Source organism: Jiangella ureilytica (assembly GCF_004348545.1).
Classification (GTDB): domain Bacteria; phylum Actinomycetota; class Actinomycetes; order Jiangellales; family Jiangellaceae; genus Jiangella; species Jiangella ureilytica.
This window is the reverse complement of record NZ_SMKL01000137.1, coordinates 1-5,161: the sequence shown is the minus strand read 5'-3', so window position 1 is coordinate 5,161 and position 5,161 is coordinate 1. Positions and strand designations below refer to the sequence as shown.

Here is a 5,161-nt window from a genome sequence, read left to right as displayed (position 1 = left end):
GGGGGTCGGGCGCGGTGATGATCACGCCGAGCCATCAGTATCCGACCGGCGTCCAGCTGTCGGCGGCGCGACGGCGGACGCTGGTCGACTCGTGCCGGGCGGCCGGGCGGTGGATCGTCGAGGACGACTACGACTCGCACCTCGCGGCGCCGGGCGTCGTGCCGGCGGCGGTCCAGGCGCTCGCCCCGGACCTCGTCGTCTTCACCGGGTCGCTGTCGAAGCTGCTCGCGCCGGGGCTGCGGCTGGGCTGGATCGTCGCACCGCCGTCGGTCGCGGACCGGCTCCGGGAACAGCGCGAGGACTCCGACCTCGGGGTGTCGGCGGTGCTGCAGCTGACGGTCGCCGCGCTGATCGAGTCCGGCGGGCTGGACCAGCACGTGCGGCGGGCGCGGCGGGTGTACGACGAACGACGGAAGAGGCTGGCGGACCGGCTGGCTCCGCCGCACTCCCTGGGCGGCGCGCCGGTCGGGGTGCACGCGTTCGCGCCGACGGGCGACGCGGCGGCGTCCGCGGGGCTGGTGCGGGGCCTGGCGGACGCCGGGATTCCGGCGAGCGAGGTGGCGGACCCACGGCATCCCGGCGCGGTGATCTCCGTCGCGGCGGTCCGCTGAGGCGGCGGTGCGGCGGCGGTGCGGCGGCGGTGCGCCGGCTGCCCGGCGGCGGTGTGCCGGCTGCCCGGCGGCGGTGTGCCGACGGCGGACCCTTCGGCGGACGATGCGCAGCAACGGACGGTGACCAGGTTGTCCTCTGAGGTGACCCGGCACCCAGGTGTCACCCAACGCCGTAGAGCACAAGACAGTTCAGCGAGACGAAAGCGGCGGCCGCCCACAGGGGACGACCGCCGCTTCGCGGTTGAGCAGGTCAGACGATCAGACCGCAGCGCCCTGCCGGGCCGGCTCGTCCTCGCCGATGATCGCCGAACGCCGCTTCGAGAACCACACCGCACCGATGATGATCGCCGCCGCGACCAGCGCGATGGTGTAGCGCAGGCCGTCGTTGGCGTCGGCACCCACCGTCATGGAGACGATGGCCGGCGCGATCAGCACGGAGACCAGGTTCATCACCTTGATCAGCGGGTTGATGGACGGGCCCGCGGTGTCCTTGAACGGGTCGCCGACGGTGTCGCCGATGACGGTGGCCGCGTGGGCCTCGGAGCCCTTGCCGCCGTGGTTGCCGTCCTCGACCAGCTTCTTCGAGTTGTCCCAGGCACCACCGGAGTTGGCCAGGAACACCGCCATCAGCACGCCCGTCGCGATGGCACCGGCCAGGTAGCCGGCCAGCGGGCCGACGCCGAGACCGAAGCCGACCGCGATCGGCGCGAGCGCCGCCATCAGGCCGGGCGTGGCCAGCTCGCGCAGCGAGTCCTTCGTGACGATGTCGACGACGCGCCCATAGGCGGGGGTCGACGTGCCGGCCATGATGCCCGGGTCGTCGCGGAACTGGCGGCGCACCTCGAACACGACCGCGCCGGCTGCCCGGCCGACCGCGTTGATGGCCAGGCCCGAGAACATGAACACCACGGACGCGCCGATGATCACGCCGACGAGCACGTTGGGCGAGACGATGTCGATGAGGAACGACGTCTCGCCGGCGATGTCCGCGCCGACCGCCGCGAGTTCGTCACTGATCGCCCGCGTGTACGACCCGAAGAGAGCGGTCGCCGCCAGGACCGCCGTGGCGATGGCGATGCCCTTGGTGATCGCCTTGGTGGTGTTGCCGACGGCGTCGAGCTCGGTGAGGATCTGCGCGCCCTCGCCGTCGACGTCGCCGGACATCTCCGCGATGCCCTGCGCGTTGTCGCTGACCGGGCCGAAGGTGTCCATCGCGACGATGACCCCGACCGTGGTGAGCAGGCCGGTGCCGGCCAGCGCGATCAGGAAGAGCGACAGCTCGACCGAGCCGTCGCCCAGCAGGAACGCACCGTAGACCGCACCGCCGATGACCATCGCTGTGTAGACCGCCGACTCCAGGCCGAGCGCGATGCCGGACAGGATGACCGTCGCCGGGCCGGTGAGCGACGTCTTGGCGACGTCCTCGGTCGGCTTCTTGTCGGTGCCGGTGAAGTAGCCGGTCAGCCACAGGATGATGCCGGCCAGGACGATGCCGAGGAACACTGCGGCGGTCGCGAGGATCCGCGGGTCGCCGTCGTGATCGCCGAGGCCGCCGTCGAGCTGCGCGAAGCTGTCGGGCAGGTAGGCGAACGCCGCGATCGCGCACAGCACCGCCGACACCACCGCGGAGATGTAGAAGGCCCGGTTGATCGTGGTCAGGCCGTTCTCGCCGGGGCGCGGGCGGGTCAGGTAGATGCCGAGGACGGCGGTCAGCGCACCGAGCGCCGGAACGATCAGCGGGAAGACCAGACCCTCCTGGCCGAAGGCCACCTGGCCCAGGATCAGCGCGGCGACCAGCGTGACGGCGTAGGACTCGAACAGGTCCGCCGCCATGCCGGCGCAGTCACCGACGTTGTCGCCGACGTTGTCCGCGATGGTCGCCGCGTTGCGCGGGTCGTCCTCGGGGATGCCCTGCTCGACCTTGCCGACGAGGTCGGCACCGACGTCGGCGGCCTTGGTGAAGATGCCGCCGCCGACACGCATGAACATGGCGAGCAGCGCGGCTCCGAAGCCGAAGCCCTCGAGGACGGTCGGAGCGTCCTCCTGGTAGGTGAGGACGACGATGGCCGCACCCAGGAGACCGAGACCGACGGTGGCCATGCCGACCACACCGCCCGTGCGGAACGCGACCTTCATCGCCGGGTCGCGGCCCTCGTCACGAGCGGCGGCGGCGACACGGACGTTCGCCCGCGTGGCCAGCCACATGCCGAGATAGCCGATGCCGGCGGAGAACGCCGCACCGACCAGGAAGAACAGCGACCGGCCGAACCGGACGCCGGGATCCCCGGGCAACAGGAAGAGCAGCCCGAACACCAGCACCACGAAGATGCCCAGCGTCCGGAACTGCCGGTTGAGGTAGGCCGCGGCGCCCTCCTGCACGGCGCGCGCGATCGTCTTCATGCTCTCGGTGCCCTCAGGGGCAGCGAGAACCTCCCGGCGAAACAGCGCCGCCATCGCGAGGGCTGCCACCGCGATCAACGCGACGACAACCACATAGGAGAGGTTGAGCCCGGTCATTCGTCCTCCTTGACGTCGCCCTCGGGCAGGGCGTTGAAACAGCTGTTCGCGGCCGGCCCACAGGACCGACCGCTGACAGGTATCGGCTCGTTCGGTGTCGCTGGTCCGCAACGTAGGCAGGTTCCAGCCGACCTGCGGAGTCTAGAGGGCACTGGACCCAAAGTTCACCCCGGACCACCTACCGATGTCGCCACGACCGTGTGAAAGTACCCACACCGGGCCGTCTGGGCGAGGCCCACTCGACCCGGGGCCGACCCGTGAGTCCCCGGCGGAGGCGAGTCTCACGGGTGACGGACCTACGGCATCTCCGTGGCGGCCACGGCCTCCTCGAGCGTCTCGTGGATGGGGAACACCTTCGTCAGACCGGTGATCCGGAAGATCTTGAGGATGCGCTCCTGGTTGCAGACGAGCCGCAGCGAACCGTCGTGCTGGCCGACGCGCTTGAGACCGCCGACGAGCACACCGAGGCCGGTCGAGTCGAGGAACTCGACCTCACGCATGTCCACGACGATGTGGTAGTGACCCGAGTCGACGAGCTCGACCAGCTGGTCGCGCAGTCTCGGCGCCGTGTAGACGTCGATCTCACCACCGACCGCGACCACGCTGCGGCCGCTCTCGGTTCGGGTCGACAACGACAGGTCCACGCAGATCCTCCATCAGCCATTCTCAGCAGTCGGGCTATGCAAAAGAGCGCGAACGCTCAGTGTCGACATCCGGCCTGAGCCGAGGACTCAGGGAGACCTTCGGCCCCCTCATTGCCCGTCGGCCTTCGCATAACCTCCGTGCCTCCATCGGTCAACACACAGCGCTCACCGCGTGCCGGGCTCATCCGCATTCAACCATGATGCGAGACTCACGAGGTGCCCCGCCCGAACGACCTGCTCGATGTGCTGCTGACCGGTCCGCACCGGACCGGACGAGTGACGCACATCGAATCGATCCCCGCCCGGGCCGCCAAGTCCGGCGCATGGCCGCTCTGGGTGGACCCCGTCGTGCGCGATCGCTTCATGACCGCAGGCATCGTATCGCCCTGGGCCCACCAGGCACAGGCCGCTTCGCTGGCCTGGTCCGGACGGCACGTCGTCATCGCCACCGGAACGGCGTCGGGGAAGTCGCTGGCGTACCACCTTCCGGCGCTGACGGCGGCCCGCCCCGGACGCCGGCTCGGCGGCACGACGCTGTATCTGTCGCCGACCAAGGCTCTGGCCGCGGACCAGCTGCGATCGCTCGACGAGCTCGGGGTGCCCGGGGTCATGGCGACCACGTACGACGGCGACACCCCGGTCGAGCTGCGCGACGTGGCCCGAGCGCACGCGACGTACCTGCTGACGAACCCGGACATGCTGCACCACGCCATGCTGCCGGCACATCACCGCTGGGCCGGGTTCCTCCGGTCGCTGCGGTTCGTGGTGGTCGACGAGTGCCACACCTACCGAGGCGTCTTCGGCTCCCATGTCGCCCACGTCCTGCGGCGCCTGCGCCGGGTGTGCGCGATCTACGGGTCGACGCCGACCTTCGTTCTGGCGTCGGCGACGACTGCGGACCCTGGACACAGCGCCGAGCGGCTCATCGGCATGCTGCCCATCGAGGTCGTGACGGAGGACGGCTCGCCCAGCGGCGCGAAGACGTTCCTGCTCTGGGAACCGCCGCTGATCGGCGACAACGGCCTCATGGTCGCTGCAGCGAGTGCTGGGCACGCGGCCGGCTCGGCCGAGAACTCTCCCGGGCCCGACGGCGACGCATCTGAGCCCGACGGCAGCCCGACCGGCGACGGGGGCGACAGCGCACCCGGGGACGGGGACGGTAGCGCGCCCGGGAACAGGGGCGGCAGCGCGCCCGGGAACAGGGGTGGCAGCGCGCCCGGGGTCCAGGTTGGCAGCGCGCCCGGGGTCCAGGTTGGCAGCGCCCCCGGGGACGGGGACGGCAGCGCCCCCGGGAACAGGGGCGGCAGCGCATCTGGGGTCGACGGCGGCCCGACCGGGGCCGAGGTCGGCAGCGCCCCCGGGGACGGGGGCGGCGGCGCGCCCGGGGAC

At 71.3% G+C, this 5,161-nt stretch carries 4 protein-coding genes; 2 read left to right on the top strand and 2 right to left on the bottom strand.

From position 1 onward, the window contains the following. The coding region (locus E1212_RS28860) for an aminotransferase class I/II-fold pyridoxal phosphate-dependent enzyme (protein ID WP_131988958.1) at nt 1-611 on the top strand (611 nt) is incomplete at its 5' end. Between the two features lie 258 nt (nt 612-869). Here E1212_RS28860 and E1212_RS28855 read toward each other — a convergent pair. Continuing rightward, entirely contained in the window at nt 870-3,128 is a 2,259-nt protein-coding gene (locus E1212_RS28855; RefSeq protein ID WP_131988956.1) for a sodium-translocating pyrophosphatase, read from the bottom strand. Between the two features lie 296 nt (nt 3,129-3,424). Next, on the bottom strand, nt 3,425-3,772 hold the full coding sequence (locus E1212_RS28850) for an STAS domain-containing protein (protein WP_131988954.1): 348 nt from the start codon (nt 3,770-3,772) through the stop codon (nt 3,425-3,427). Nucleotides 3,773-3,988: 216 nt separating this feature from the next. On the opposite strand from E1212_RS28850, the gene E1212_RS30230 reads away from it, so the two are divergent. Next, nucleotides 3,989-5,161, top strand: a 1,173-nt coding sequence (locus tag E1212_RS30230) for a DEAD/DEAH box helicase (RefSeq protein ID WP_203417374.1), incomplete at its 3' end; no start/stop codon positions are given.

Bases quoted from the DNA above. Each gene is read 5' to 3' on its own strand.
- E1212_RS28855 (WP_131988956.1), bottom strand. From the start codon at position 3,128: ATGACCGGGCTCAACCTCTCCTATGTGGTTGTCGTCGCGTTGATCGCG.